The sequence below is a fragment of the Candidatus Erwinia haradaeae genome (assembly GCF_900698925.1).
GTDB lineage: Bacteria > Pseudomonadota > Gammaproteobacteria > Enterobacterales > Enterobacteriaceae > Erwinia_E > Erwinia_E haradaeae_I.
In genome coordinates, this window is sequence record NZ_LR217713.1 from 741,206 (window position 1) to 757,535 (window position 16,330).

General features: G+C 28.2%; 5 protein-coding genes and 1 other RNA gene. 3 read left to right on the forward strand and 3 right to left on the reverse strand.

From position 1 onward, the window contains the following. Nucleotides 1–1,199: 1,199 nt before the first annotated feature. Nucleotides 1,200–2,558 carry a CDP-diacylglycerol--serine O-phosphatidyltransferase gene (gene pssA, locus HACICURV3402_RS02230; RefSeq protein ID WP_232037516.1) on the reverse strand — a complete coding sequence of 453 codons (1,359 nt, stop codon included), beginning with the start codon at nt 2,556–2,558 and terminating at the stop codon, nt 1,200–1,202. A gap of 1,194 nt (nt 2,559–3,752) precedes the next feature. Between pssA and gshA the strand changes: the two genes are divergently transcribed. Continuing rightward, the gene (gene gshA / locus HACICURV3402_RS02235) at nt 3,753–5,279 is read left to right on the forward strand and encodes a glutamate--cysteine ligase (protein WP_157992709.1); all 1,527 of its coding nucleotides are present in this window, start codon (nt 3,753–3,755) and stop codon (nt 5,277–5,279) included. A 682-nt stretch (nt 5,280–5,961) separates the two neighbouring features. Here the strand turns inward: gshA and ffs are convergent. After that, an RNA gene (ffs, locus tag HACICURV3402_RS02240) (signal recognition particle sRNA small type) lies at nt 5,962–6,058 on the reverse strand. A gap of 2,203 nt (nt 6,059–8,261) precedes the next feature. Between ffs and cls the strand changes: the two genes are divergently transcribed. Both cls and ssb read left to right on the forward strand, forming a co-directional pair. Beyond that, a complete protein-coding gene (cls, locus tag HACICURV3402_RS02245) occupies nt 8,262–9,725 on the forward strand; it encodes a cardiolipin synthase (RefSeq protein ID WP_157992710.1) in 1,464 nt (487 codons plus the stop codon). Between the two features lie 1,008 nt (nt 9,726–10,733). Then, nucleotides 10,734–11,264: a single-stranded DNA-binding protein gene (ssb, locus tag HACICURV3402_RS02250; RefSeq protein ID WP_157992711.1), complete on the forward strand. Its 531-nt coding sequence runs from the start codon at nt 10,734–10,736 to the stop codon at nt 11,262–11,264. A 694-nt stretch (nt 11,265–11,958) separates the two neighbouring features. Here the strand turns inward: ssb and typA are convergent. Beyond that, nucleotides 11,959–13,782 (reverse strand): translational GTPase TypA, encoded by a 1,824-nt coding sequence (gene typA, locus HACICURV3402_RS02255; protein ID WP_157992712.1) that lies wholly within the window; start codon nt 13,780–13,782, stop codon nt 11,959–11,961. Nucleotides 13,783–16,330: the final 2,548 nt, after the last annotated feature.

The window sequence follows — 16,330 nt, forward strand, 5'->3', positions numbered from 1 at the left end:
ATTTTAATATTATGTAATTAAAATATTAATGATATATAACTTATTTGTAATCATATACTGCAATATATATTTAAATTCTCTCCAGCTACTAAGATGATAAGAATCTACACAATAATCATGCATGTATACCATCATTGAACAGCCTAATATAATATATATATTCATATTAAATATATAAAAAAATCATATTATAAAGCGATTTTTAATGAATTATTAGATCTATCTCACTAATTCAGTAGAATGATTAAGAAGAAGGCACTCCCAAATATATAATAAAATTAGTCGTATAGTGATACTAGCCTTTTATTAAAATCTAATTACTAATTTTATTTATATAGATATAATAAGAATTATTCATAAGTTAAGGATTACCAATTATACAAATAACAAAAAAATATGAGCATGCTTGCTTTTTTTACATATAACTATGTAATAGAAAATATGTATTTTCCTTGATCACCTAGTCAGAATATTACTATATATTTATCATTCTTTAGTTCAGAATCAAATATATATTATAAACATTCTGATATAAATTAGTTACTATACAACTGATAAAATTATTAAGAATTTTCTATATAATATCACCTCTTCTTACACCTTTTCTTCAAAAATTACACCAAATACAATAAATTTTTTAATCACTATTGTAGATATTCGGGTATAAAAATATCTATTATTATTTCATCTAACATCAATCCAATTCTTCAACAACAGAAATCTAAAAAAATAAAACATCTCACTATTAGTGAATAAATATATTACATCTATACTATAATTTTTTAATATCACTCATTTCATATTAAGCCTTAGCGCTATCACTGAACATCCTGTTTTTTTATTCAGATTACGTTTCATGATCAATAAAAGAAACTATATTGATTAACTATCTCAAGAAATATGATATATATATTAAGTTATTCTCGATATGACATAATAACATATATATAGAATACTCATTTCATAAAAAATAAAAAAAGAAATATTAGATTTATTTTTTAAACAACCTAAGTTTATCTATAATCTCAATATCACATACACTCATATTCTTTTTCACAAAAACTATGAAAATAAAAAAAACTAATAATAATTATTTATTATTTCATGCCAATATACATTATAAAAATAATTTCTCCTCAATCAAAGAATCCGCTATTGATTAATGTTATTAAAGAACGACCCTTGACAACTATCAATGCCTATAAAATACGTCGAAGCAATCTATCAATCTGCATTCGGCGAACTCCAAGAATTAATCTCCGTGCTTTATCTGGATAATCAACAATATTCTCCAAATCATTTGCATGATATATGAATTTAGTATTTTGACGAATTATATTTAATTCACGGAAACGTTGATCTGCAAGTTGCTGCAGCGGGTCGTGAATTAATATTGCATTTTCTAAATCTAGAGACCAAGCACGTGGATTAAAGTTATTCCCAGTAATCATCATCCATGTATCATCTACCCACAAGCCTTTAAGGTGATAACTATTATTCCCATCTTTCCAAATACGTACTGTTAGTTGTCCTCTATAAATATAATTTTGTAAACGACTTAAAAATCGGCGTAAATTAATCTCATATAAATAAGGCAGAATCCCAATAATCTGAAATGGTTGACTTTCAGGAATATAAAAATCATTCGCAGTTTTATCTCCAACAATAATCTCAACTTTCCTGCCATGACGTAAAATATAGATGATATTTCGTACTAAAATAGACGGAAGATTAAAATAAGGAGTGCAAATAATAAGATGACTTTTAACAGAAACAATAAGATAATAAATAGTTTTATTCAATAAACTACGCCTACCTAATCCAAGAAGTGGAGTTACCGATAGCTTATTACTGATCATATGACCAAGATATTGATAATGACACCTTCTTAACTCATTACGTAGTTTTCTTGTTGCATTTTTAATCTGCGAACTACGAGGACGATAGTATTGATCTAATCTCTGTGTGGCTGTAGATTTTAATAAATTAACACTTATCCAATTAAACATTGTATCAGCTAGTAATCGATTGCCAATAATATGATAACGATCATATCTATACTGATTATTCTGATGTAAATAAATGTTATTAAAGTTTGCGCCTGTATATAACACAGTATCGTCGATAACTGATCCTTTCAGATGTAAGATTCCCAAAGCTTCTCGGGTGTTAACAGGAATACCATAAATAGGAATAGAGATATGAGGATTTTGACTAGCTATCTCATAATACCAATCAGCATTAGTAAAACTAGAAGTACTACCAATACGACAACGCTGAGCGCGATGCCAATCAACTACTACACTAACATCTAAATTAGGTTTTTGTTTTTTAACTTTATAAAGTGCAGAAAAAATAGACTGACCACCTTCATCATTCTCTAAATATAAAGCTACGATACAAACTCGTCTTGTGGCCTGACAAATCCGTTCTAATAAAGTTTTACGAAAGTCAATCGGAGACAATAATGTAATAAAATCCATTACAGACTGCGAAATTTTTGGCAGCATTGCAAAATGCTCTTGATACTTATTTCGTTTCAATTTAAACACAATCACAAAAAATTTCTTTCCTAGTTAAATAATAATCTTCATGCAATAATCCATAAATCTAAATACTAAAGTTAGTCCTTCTCCTTAATACACAAAAATTTTTTATCCTTCTTATACAAAATTTTATGATATATCATTGTTAGAAAAAAAAGATATATTCTGTCTTATAACGATATAACAGTAAAAAAATATAATGACATAACACGCTCTGTACTAATAAAATAATACATATTGGTTTATTAATTATTCTATTTTGCTGTTTTACAATAATATCTCAATATTTCAATGTTCGCATTCGATCGACATGACCATGTCATAAGAATTAATTTGTCTACACAATGCACTCTTACGTAAAATAATAGTGTTTATCAAAATTTAGCAAATATAACTACATTATACTAACTAATTGCTACTAATACAAGAAACTAAAACCTTAAGAAATGTCGATCATAAAAACTCGATGATTAATCATTTCTGAACACTCTATTAACTTCTAAAAACAAAACAATCCATGCAATAAATAAATTCATTTAATATCTATAGAATAATATTAAAAAATACTTCTTATCCTCAAACTTCAATCTCTCTTAGAAATTCATTTTATTAACTATAATAAAAAATCTTAATTAAACTGAATATCTAGCTCAGTAAGACTAAAAATTTCAAGAATAAAGACATAATGACCTTTAATTATAGAGAGGATTATAAATCCTCACCTATTTTTAATATTTTCAATATCCACATCACATATTAATATACAATTAATCTAATTGATCAAAATAAGATAACTAATTGACTTTCCTAATAGATTATTTACTAAAGTAATAAAATAGAGGAAAAAATATAGATAACACAGAAATATCATCATCTCATAACACAAACATATTCTCATGGACTGAATAATCTAATCTCGTAATACTCTGCAATTACTTAACTCAAAAAACCAATAAACAATCACACTCAATTTTGATATTTAATTTAATCAGAATCCTAAACATTATCAATTTCATCATACATGTTCATAACGCATACGACAAGACTAACCATGATTGTACTCTAACATCAATATGCATATGCAGACATATCAACATCATGGATCTACGAAATATAGAATACTGTCATGGATTCATTTACCTTCAATCGGTACAATAATCTATATAATTCTTTAATATACATATTATCTTTAAGTTGGAGGCACATTTGATTCCAGATCTGTCACAAGCTTTATCTTGGCTCAATGCTCATCCTTATGTATTTCAGGGAATCAATCGAGGAATTGAGCGAGAAACCCTGCGCATTAAACCTGATGGATATCTTGCAACTACTGACCATCCAAAAAACCTTGGATCTCCTTTAACACATAACTGGATCACTACAGATTTTGCAGAAGCATTATTAGAATTCATTACACCAGTGGATCAAGATATTAATCATTTGCTACAATTTCTACGTGATCTTCATCGTTATGTCTCTTCTCAACTAGAGAACGAATTGATGTGGCCAATCAGCATGCCATGCCGAATATGTCCTGGCTCAAATATAAAACTTGCACAATACGGCTCATCATATCTTGGACAAATGAAAACCCAGTATCGACAAGGACTTAAAAATCGATATGGTGCATTAATACAAATTATTGCAGGAATACATTATAATTTTTCATTACCTTTATCCTTTTGGCGCCTCTGGAAAAATATTAATACAACAAATAATGAAAAAGAAATAATATCTATTGGTTACTTAAGTCTAATACGTAACTACTATAGACTAGGATGGGTAATTCCTTATCTTTTTGGGGCTTCACCAGCCGTATCTCCTTCTTTAATTCAAGACACACATCTCAAATTACCATTTGAATATAACCATCCAGACATGCTTTCACTTCCATATGCAACTTCGCTACGAATGAGTGAGATTGGTTATACTAATCGTAATAACAAAAAACTAGCTATCACATTTAACAATCTGAAAGATTACATATTTAGTATTAAAACTGCAACTCAAACGCCTTCAGAAGAGTTTTCGGCAATGGGAATCAAGGATCAACAAGGTAATTGGGTACAACTCAATACTAATATACTACAAATTGAAGACGAATTATATATACCGATACGCCCTAAATGTCTTACAAATCTAAATGAAGTTTCATCTGACGCACTGAAATACCGAGGGATTGAATATGTTGAGGTACGATCATTAGATATTAATCCATTCTCACCAATTGGAATTACAGCTGAACAAATACGCTTTCTTGATCTTTTTCTTATTTGGTGCTCCCTAGCAGACTCTCCTGAACTAGATAACACTGAATTAGATTATGCACGAAAAAACTGGAATTTAGTAAGCATTGAAGGACGTAAAATTGGACAAAAAGTCCATGTAGGTCATAAAAATAAGCCCTATCTTCTTTCTCGTGTAGGAAATAGACTTCTTCAAGACCTAATTCTAATAGCAAAAATTTTAGATAACTCTAGTAAAAAACCTCTTTACCAAAAGACATGCCAGGCTTTACAAAAAGCATTTGATAATCCAGATTTAACCTATTCTTCCCGTTTACTTCACATTTTAAAAAAACAAGGTCTAGAGAAAACTGGATTAGACCTTGCTAAAAAATATCACTCTCAGTTCTTAAAAGAAAAATTAGAAGTTATAGACATTTATCAATTTGACGAAGAAGCCAGGCAATCCAGAGTTAGTCAAAGAAAACTAGAAAATTATGATATATAATTAAACCAATTACAACATCATAGAAGTGATCTATATATAATCAGACAATAAATATTCTTAAGATGTTTGGGTATAAAGAATATAAAGAATAGTGATAATAACCATTCGCTTTTAAGAGAATTATAAAATTTTAAGAAACACCAACATGCGAATCGAATAAAAAGAAATAAAACTAATTCAGACAAAATTTACATAAAAACTTATTTCACACACTTTATTGATACCAGCGTTAAAAATCAAAAATGCTAAAAAAGAAAACTACACCTCAAAAAATATAAACTATCTATTGAAACAAAGCTTACACAGTATTTTAACTTTTACATTATTCATGATCATTGAGATACAGTATTAATCAAAAATATATTTCAACATAAACTGTCCTCGTCAGGGTCAAACAGACATATGATTAAAAGTAATTTTATACAAATAAAATATCTAAATTCTACTTACAAAAATAGAAAAAATGAAAAACCATACATATCTGGCTTTTCTTAAAAAGAAAATATATTATCCACTCGAATTCTTTTGTAGATACTAACCATATGAGAAAACTATTTTTTCCTAAATAATAACATAGACATGTTACTTATTATTATCCAGACTACAAAGTTATCCACATCACTTTAATATATCTATCAAATATTAGAGTGATCTAATTTTTTCCTAAAAATAGGTGGGAGAGCTGCATTAGCTGTATCCCAACACATGTATTATTTGTTACGGCTGCTTCCTTCCAGACCTGACCGAATTCTCAAATTAACATTGTAGGTACACTAAAGGCTCTCCCATTGACATACTAATAATCTTTAATACATAAAAATATTTATTTATAATGTTATTTCTAAAAAAATAAAAACTATAACTTCTTTATATTTCAGTTCTTTATTTTCTATCTCTATAACACCCTATGCTCTATTGTATACACCTACAAACCAAAAAGAAAGAAATTTTTAATAAAACAATATTAAAAAAAGTTTAGCTTAGTTATCTCTAACGAGAGGTTAACAATAAACTCAATTCAATCCTAACATAAGCAATTATCTATGTTCAGAGAAGCGACTTTAACAATCATTATTGTAAATATATATTTTAAATATTATATAAATATATAATATATAATAGATGTATCGCGTGGATAAGAAAAACTCGGCACTTAATTAATAAGAGTCCGTATGATAATCATAGTTATATAAGTTATCTTATCTACATCTGAATCAAGGTAAAACTATCATTTATATTAATCTATATCAATACTAAAAAAATTATTGAACATCAGTAGCTCTTGATGATTTATTATAAAAAGACATTCTATACAAAATAAATCTAAAATAACCTATTATCAAGTTAAAAATGTATACTTAACTAATATAATGGATGAAATTAAAAAATTTTTATCTATTTCGCTGATAAACCAACAAACTTATATAGCGTATCACTAAAACGTGATCCATTAATCATAATATTATTCTTTATGAGTCACTGATCTATCCAAATGATTAATTGTATTATATGACTCAAATATAATTAATCATATAAACCTACATTAATCAGAACAATTTGATTACTCTCTGTAATTCTATCTGCAAAAAATAGAGAAATTGTACTTTATTTATAAAATAAAACAAATCATATAATTAATATCAATAGGGTTTAGACCTAAAGGCTTATATCTGTCTTATGATATTGATAAGTATATGGCTTTACAAACAACTACCAATCTTAGTGAAGCACTCCAAGAAAAAGAAATAACAGTACTAGAAACTACTCCTGAAACATAAATTAACTTGATGTACTTATATTAGAATCTCCTGAGTTTAATTAATTCTATAATCTTATGACTGCCAGACTGTCAACAAACCAAACCAACATATACAAAACTATCATAGACTAAAGTGGTCTAAATAAATCAAAATTCAGTCAACAATGCTATTAGTAACTAAAGTAACTATATGAATAGACCTGGACTGAATGAATCATATGATTTAATGACCTGACTACTACGAAGACTCAAGAGTATTTATATAACTAGAACTAAAATCGCTAATAATTAGGATTATCCAATCATATAACTGATCCTATGATAAAAAGTATAAGACATAAAATCTAAAAATAATTTAGTTTTGAACTATTTAGAAAATTATTGCAGTTGCATACCCTCATTCACTACCCTCTTTCAGATCAAAGGACAACTCTGAAATAATAATATTTATTATATTCCAAGCTATACACTTAATCACACTGATTGAAAAATCAACAAAATATCTTAATTTTAATTAAAAAAATTAGAAATTCTAAAAATAAGAATACATTATCAAAATTCATGCTTCAATATATATAAGATAAAAAATATATAAGATAAAAAAATCTTTTTTAACTATAAACTAGGTCAAGATGCTATAAAAAGATCATTAATCTATATAGTATTACCTACGATGGAAAAGAATCTAAGATGTTATAAAATAGAAAATACGCATTTTAATCAAAATATCTACGTTTGATGAAACATATACAAACCAACGTATTAATTATAGAGAACGAAATAAAAATACAATCATATAAACTCTTAATATAACGATATAAATATTCCCTATATACAACTAGATCATCCAGATGAAAGTAAAAACATACAGAATAAAATAATGTATATTTTATATAAACTAGATCAAACAAAGCCTGATCTAAAGATGCACAAAAATTTTTCAGAAAAATATATTTTATATCCAGTGTTATTCTGACAGTCAATAAAAATAAATATTTAATAAAATATATTATGTAAATCCAATCATAATCATTTATGTAATAATTAATCAGAAAACAGAGATTCGAAAAAAAACTATCTACATTAAAATCAAATTATATTACCATGACTCACTACAATATTAGTATTAAAAAACAAAATTAGCATGATAAAAGTGCCTATATCACGAGTTCTGATGCTTTAACAAAAACTAACAGAGACCTGTGAAAGGAACTATATATTTCATGATTACTTTTTATACTATAACAAACTGGCTACTAATATTTAGTTACTGGTTATTGATTGCTGGCGTAACGTTACGAATTTTAATTAAACGCCGCTCTGTACCTTTTGCTATGGCGTGGCTTCTAATTATTTATACCCTTCCTCTTCTAGGAATTGTTGCCTATCTTTCACTAGGAGAGCTATATTTAGGAAAACTTCGCACTAAACGAGCCCGAACTATATGGCCATCCACTGCTATATGGCTAAGAAATTTAAAATCTCATCAAGATTTTTATGATAAAAAAAACAGTGATATCGCACAACCATTATTTCAGCTCTGTGAAAAACGTCAAGGAATTGCCGGTGTAAAAGGAAACCAGTTTGAGCTCTTAACAACTAGCGATTCTACACTGAAAACCGTAGTACAAGATATTCAACTGGCACACAGTAATATTGAAATGGTATTTTATATCTGGCAGCCTGGTGGACTAGCTGACGATGTTGCAAAAGCGTTCATAGAAGCCGCACGCCGAGGTGTTCATTGCCGTCTATTACTAGACTCTGCTGGAAGCGTAGAATTTTTCCGTACGGATTGGCCTAGCCTGATGCGTAATGCTGGTATAGATGTAGTAGAAGCGCTTCCAGTTAGTCTTCTTCGCATTTTTCTCCGACGCATGGATCTACGTCAACATCGTAAGGTTGTGTTAATTGATAATCATATCGCCTATTCTGGAAGTATGAACTTAGTCGATCCTCTTTTTTTTAAACAAGAAGCCGGAGTTGGTCAATGGGTGGATCTTATGGCCCGAATGGAAGGTCCGATTGCAACCGCGATGGGAATTATTTATGCAGGAGACTGGGAAATTGAAACAGGTAAACACATTCCCCCGCCTCCTATTCTAAATCATCCTATACTTCCATTGAAAAAAACAAATGATCATACCATTGTAGTTATTGCTTCAGGTCCTGGCTTTCCAGAAGAAATAATTCATCAAGCTCTATTAACTGTAATCTATTCTTCACGAAAAACACTAATCATTACTACTCCATACTTAGTGCCTAGCGATAATTTACTGCATGCCATTTGTACTGCATCTTATCGTGGCGTGGATGTAAAGATTGTTGTTCCACGCCATAATGACTCCATTCTAGTCCGATGGGCGAGCAGAGCGTTTTTTAGCGAACTACTTGAAGCTGGAGTAAAGATCTATCAATTTGAAGGAGGGTTATTACATAGCAAAAGCATTCTTGTTGATGGGCAACTTAGTTTGATTGGCACCGTAAACCTTGATATGCGTAGTCTATCGCTTAATTTTGAAATTACTCTAGTAATTGATGATAACAAATGTGGTAGAGAGTTAGCACGTATACAAAATAAATACATTTCTCAATCACGTCTACTTGATGCACTACTTTGGTCACAACGAGCTTATTGGAAACGGATTATAGAGAGACTATTTTACTTCTTTAGTCCATTACTATAAAGTCGTTATGAATATTAAAAACCCTTAGATGATAAAAATTTTAAATATACTGATTACATAAAAATTGATATAAAATCATCAATCTTTTCTTTTCCTAAAAAATAATTAATAATTTATACATATATCCCAATACAATACCTACTAAAATATGCGAAGCAGTATGCAAAACGAACTTTTCTTCTAAAAAGAAAGGGTATTTAAAAAAATGCTTAACACTAAATTCAATAAGAAATCAGATTAAATTTATATTTAAAATTATTAGCATATTATTGATACATTCGAAGGATCTTACAGAATAAGAAAATAAATATCTTGCAATCAATAATTGCTTACAATAAATACAAGAAAAGATCATTATAAGAAAATTCAAGATAAAAATATTCAGAGTTAATGGGTATGTTAAAAAGGATTACATATAGCTATGACTCAGTTATAATTATAATTTATTATAACCCAATCAATACAATCCTTTCCAACCCAAATTCTTAATGGTTTTTGACCAAACATATAATAAAATTTTTTAAACCTATAAATCAAGACGCTATTACCAATCTATAAACATTATTGACTATAGAAATTTATATACATTAATGATTATATAGCAGTCTATAAAATGTAGACTTCTATATAAAAAAAGATATCTCTCAGACAATATTAGTACACAATATAACCATATAAATTAATGAATACTAGTAGAATTTAAAATACCATCATCTCTGGCTAAATAAAAAAGAATTCTTTGATTTAGCTAAAAATGAAACTTATATTTTTGTAAAGAAGGAGCAAGCAATGTCAATATAAAAAAAACATAGAATGATACTTAAATTAAAATATTAAACATATTAAAAAATAAATTCATATCCCTATTTTAAATAAACGTAAATTTTGTATAAAACCAGTAAGTAATTAGAAATACATTGCCTTTATATTTAATAAAGATAGATGTTAAATACCGACTATGGTAATATTGAGTTTTAGTAAAATAAAATTATGATTTGGAGATATGACATGGCCAGTAGAGGAATAAATAAAGTTATTTTAATCGGATATCTAGGGCAAGATCCAGAAATTCGCTACATTCCTAACGGAAGCGCTGTAGCGAATATTACTGTCGCAACATCTGATAGCTGGCGCGACAAGCAAACCGGAGAAACAAAAGAAAAGACTGAATGGCATCGTGTCGTATTATTCGGGAAAATCGCTGAAGTAGCCTCTGAATATCTACACAAAGGCTCTCAAATATATATTGAAGGAAGCCTACAGACTCGGAAATGGACAGATCAGTCCGGAATAGAAAAATACACCACCGAAATAATAGTGAATCCTGTAGGAGGAACCATGCATATGCTAGGAGGTCGATCCCAATCTAACCCCGGAAAAAGAAATGAATGGGAAGAAAAGAACCACAATGAACACGAAATTAACTTATCTAATGATTTAAATAAATTTACTAATCCCTTACCACAAAAAATAAAACAAAAAAACATAATTCAAAACAGTGACCCACTTATTAATTTTGAGGACGATATTCCTTTCTAAATAAAAAAGATAAAATCTATAACATAAACCATTAGATCCAATCACACATATATATCTTACATAGTGTATGTACAATATTTTATTACAACAATAAGTAATGACTTATATAAAAACTAAATAAACAAAAGTGAAAAATAAATTATCTTAATCAATAAGCAATATTAACTAAAAAAACTAGTACATCCAGTAAATAAAAAAGAAAGCATTGATAGGATCTAATAAATATATAAGATCCATTCAATTAAAATAGACTATTAAATTTTTGATATGATCTAATATGTTCTAAGAACATTAGACTAAATTTCTAATCTTCTTCTCTGCATACTATTCATAAAATTATTGGATATAACTCAATCTTCTTATAATGATAACAATCAAGTTAATAAATAATATTAAAACTAAAACTCAAAAAGAATCACTGCAAATTCTATATCTATATCGATAATCTACGGAATGAATTTTTTTAAAAACTAGTGAAACAACCATACATACTAATAATATACGATTCTACAAGCTGTAAGCTAATACCCATTATGAATGAATAAAAAAAATCTAAAAATCGTATCCATAAAAAATATAGATATAAATCAGATACTTCGCCAGTTGTCCTAACACGATTGAATCGTAATCCAAAATAAAATCAGACTATTATCTTTCTCAAATATCATAAACTTAAATATGATATGATAAAAAATTAAGACTCTGTCAAACGTCTATTAGCTTGTTTGCGAGCATTTTCAGTTAAATAACGTTTGCGAATACGTACAGACTGAGGGGTTACTTCAACTAATTCATCGTCATCAATAAATTCCAGTGCTTGCTCTAAAGTCATTTGAATAGGAGGAACTAATATAGGTGCTTCATCAGTACCAGAAGCACGCATATTTGTAAGTTTTTTACCAGTTAAGCAGTTCACCGTAAGATCATTTAAACGTGAATGCAAACCAATCACTTGACCTTCATATACCTCAGCACCATGACCAAGAAAAAGCTTGCCGCGATCCTGTAGATTAAACAAAGCAAAAGCAACTGCTTTACCTTTTCCGTTAGAAATTAAAACACCATTCTGACGCTGGCCGATTTTACCAGGAAGAATATTATCATAGTGACTAAAGGTAGAATGCAAATTACCTGTACCAGAAGTAATCATCATAAACTCAGTTCGAAAACCAATCAAACCACGAGATGGCATTAAATAATCCAGACGAATTCGACCCTTAGTATCAGATAACATGTTCTTTACTGATCCCCTTCGTATACCCATAGCTTGCATGACAACACCTTGACTTGATTCTTCGATATCCACAGTGACAGATTCAAATGGTTCTGTGATACAACCATCCGTTTTACAAAGAATCACTTTAGGACGGGAAACAGCAAGTTCAAAACCTTCGCGGCGCATAGTTTCAATTAATATAGATAAATGTAGCTCACCACGACCGGATACTAGAAATACATCAGAATCTTCCGTTTCCTCAACCCTTAATGCTACATTATAGAGTAACTCTTTATTTAGGCGATTAAGGATCTGTCTTGAAGTAACAAACTTCCCTTCTTTACCAGCAAAAGGCGATGTATTCACATTGAAATACATACTCACAGTGGGTTTATCAACATTAAGAGAAGGTAATGGATCTGGATTTTGTGGATCACAAAGAGTCTCAGAAATATGTAATGTACCAAGTCCACTAACGGCAATTATATCACCAGCTTCAGCGTTAGTCGCTTCGATACGTTCTAAACCCAAGTGAGTAAAAACTTTATTAACTTTGCTATTACGAACTTGACCTTTACTATTAATTATACTAACTAACTGATTTGGCTTAACTTTACCACGTTTAATACGTCCTATACCAATGACTCCAACATAATGATTATAATCCAACTGAGAGATCTGCATTTGAAATGGTGCGTTTATTTCTACCTTTGGAGGAGAAGCGTGATTAATAATAGCTGTATATAATGGAGTCATATCTTCTGTCATATTCTTATAATCTAAAGATGCCGTACCATTTAAAGCAGAGGTATAAATTACAGGAAAATCAAGTTGATCATCGTTGGCATCAAGATTCACAAACAAATCAAAAATTTGATCCACAACCCAGTCTGGTCTAGAACCTGGACGATCTACTTTATTAATAACAACAATAGGTCTTAAACCATATTCAAAAGATTTTTTAGTTACAAAACGCGTTTGAGGCATAGGTCCATCTATAGCATCCACCACAAGAAGAACAGAGTCAACCATCGACATTACACGCTCTACCTCGCCACCAAAATCAGCATGACCAGGAGTATCTACAATATTGATATGATATCCATACCATTGAATAGCAGTATTTTTTGCAAGTATAGTAATTCCACGCTCTTTCTCTAGAGTATTAGAGTCCATTATACGCTCAGTGACTTCAGTTCGCTCATCAAAAGTACCAGATTGTAAAAGCAATTTATCAACCAACGTAGTTTTTCCATGGTCAACATGAGCAATAATAGCAATATTACGCAGCTTCTCAGTCACATCTTAGCCTCAGTCATTAGAAATAGCATTGCTATATAGATAAAATAAATAACTTAATATATTGACATATAATTTTAAGTTAAAAAAATATATTTTTATCTTAAATCTCATCTTAATAAAAAGTAAATTAGTAATTTCACATTACTTGTTTGTTCATTATATAAATGAAAAATTTAGTACATACATTCATGATTTGTCTATGAAACGATAGATAGATGTCATAATGTGCTACAATTAAGAAAAGTGATGTTACATTTTTATAGGTCACATATTTATACTAGAATAAATTCTCATCCCACTTATCGATTAATTACTTTAACTAATTATATTATTCAAATTTATATTTTTTTGAAAAAAGAGCGTATTATATCAGTAGATATGCTATCTAATTCTATCTTTAAATTAACAATATCTATAATGAAACCCAATCAGATCTAAACCGATCTCCTAAAATCCCTTCCTTGCAGAAATTGCAATTTATTTATAAACTTCAATAAAAAAATTTTTTATTTTAAAAAAAACTTTAGAAATGATATAAAAATTAAAATATTTATACATAGAAACAAGATGTTATGTCAACATAACTCATCTTTAACAAAATTAAATACATAATCGATACATATTAAATCTATAATATTTTTTAATAAAAATATTGTTCAGTCTTTAACCTAAGACCATTAGAAATAATTCTTTCTATTTACCCACTCATTATCCATCAAATTTTATAACAATGTACATTACATGATTCTTTTCTAAATTTAATAACATTCACTACAGATAATTATAAAAAAAGGAAAAAATAATTTATTTTATTTAAGTTTACTAAAATTTTTTACAAAATAATAATAAATAATAATTTATTCTCATCATTATAACACAATCTTATCTAAGATCTTGTAAAAATAAAAAAATCAATTCTATTTTAAATAATAAATAATCCATATAGAACTTATAATATAGAAATTCTAATATAAATTAGTATGTAAGGTATTTAATTATAATACACTGTATATTATACAATTCTCTCAACCTTCATGTATTACATAATCCAAAAGGATATTCAGTAAAAATATGTAATTGTTAGAAACGCACTCTCAATTCCGAGTAACATTATAATATTATGAAATAATTTATCTTATTTTTAGCTCAATTAAAAATAAAATGTCAATCCACCTCTTTCTCATAAAGCCCACTAGAAATATTTTCTCTGATCTATTTAATTATAATATACTGATTATACATAATTATCAATATTACTAGTAAATCATCATGTTAGGTATCCGATAACCCCCGACAATATCAGCCGATCTCAGAGCATTCAATATTGTTTCTCAATCAATCATCTCGATAACCAAATACAATGTAAGTAAAATTAATTTATTTTCTATCTCCTATGTTAAAAAAAATAACCTATTAATACTAATAGATATTAAATACATAATAATATATTTAACCATAAAAGACTACGAAAAAAATCTATAATATATAACGATAAAAAGTATACATCAGTTTGATATGGTTCTGATCTCCAACTCGCTTACCACTATCCTCGATAGTTCTTTACGCATTGATTCAGTTCTTCTTTGTATATTATTCTGTTAATAACAACTAATCTAGATTATATATTATTAACACTGATACTGACAATCCCTAACATAGTAAAAAAATATCAGTATAAAAATAAAGAATAGTCCAGCAATCTACAAGAAAAATATATGTAATAGCCACTAATTCATTCATTATAAATGATAAGACAATAGTATCTGCAATCATCGAAAATAAATAAAATTATTTAAATTTTATAGAGGAAATAGAAACCTTGCGTTAAAAGAACATTTCTATTTTTTATAAAATAACACAGTACATAATTTAATATTTGATACGTATCCTAGCTAATCAAGTGGCCTGTTCTGTATCAATACTAAATATTTCTTGCAAAATCTTGTTACAGTAATGACGATTGTAACATGCATTGCTATATTCTATCTACTAAAATTAAATATTATCTATGTTAGGTCAACCCTGAAAAAATTATCCAAAACTAATTTATTTTAATCAAAAGCTATTATAGATAATAAACAAGCAATTCGTGAGCCATAAACCCTATTAATCGATCATCTATAATATCTAGATCTATGATATAAAAATCCAAGTTGTTCTTCCTTCGTCTTTCTATAAGTGTTCATTTCTACATATTCTGATTATATCTGACTAAAAATCAATTTACTTTACCATGGCACTCCTTTATCCATCTACGCATCTATCGATACATTTTAAAGAAAATATTAATGACTAAAATTAGACATAATTATTCATCTAATATACCAAAATCAGGCAATACATAAAGATCTTTAAAATCTATGATTAACAATAATCTCTGTACTAACAACAGTACACAATCCAATGGCACTCTACTAAACACAGACATTAAAACATATTCAAAAAAAACTCTGATGTAGGTAATTGAAAGTAATCTGTTTTCAATACATCACTGGTTATGATAATATTTTTATATTTATAAAAAAATATATTTTTCTTTATAGTATTT

Coding starts and splice junctions, on each gene's coding strand:
- cls (WP_157992710.1), top strand. CDS start 8,262: ATGATTACTTTTTATACTATAACAAACTGGCTACTAATATTTAGTTAC.
- ssb (WP_157992711.1), top strand. CDS start 10,734: ATGGCCAGTAGAGGAATAAATAAAGTTATTTTAATCGGATATCTAGGG.